Below are 438 nucleotides of genomic sequence, written 5' to 3' on the forward strand. Positions count from 1 at the left end.
ATCCGTATGTTTTTATTATATTGATCATTAATAGGTCTAAATTGTAAGTAATGCTCTAGCCCTTGATTGTTTACAATATCTGTAATGCTGATCACGCCGCTGGGAATGTCATTTGTATCGGTTACTAACAAATGCCTTACACCCTGCTTCTTAAACACCATGGCTGTCTCGGTTAATAATTGTTGGCTGGGCACACTTAGTACAGGGCTCGACATAACGCTTTCAATCGCTAACTGCCTAAGTGAGCGATTAGAAAAGTTAAGTGTTAAACAATCGGTTTCAGTCCATACGCCTATTATTTGTTGCTGTTGTTTTACAAAAATAGCGCTAACATTGTGCGCTCGCATTAGTTTCACCGCTTCAATTAAAGGGGTATCCTTAGCGCAGGCGATCACCTTATTGGTAAAAACATCGCATACTTTTTGATAGCGGCTAGTG

Annotated in this window: 1 protein-coding gene; it reads right to left on the reverse strand. The window is 39.7% G+C overall.

Annotated features, from left to right (window positions below):
- On the reverse strand, positions 1-438 hold a 438-nt coding region (locus PSH48_RS21005), incomplete at both ends, for a CBS domain-containing protein (RefSeq protein WP_273612324.1).

Source organism: Pseudoalteromonas sp. Angola-4, assembly GCF_028599265.1.
Taxonomy (GTDB): Bacteria; Pseudomonadota; Gammaproteobacteria; order Enterobacterales; family Alteromonadaceae; genus Pseudoalteromonas; species Pseudoalteromonas atlantica.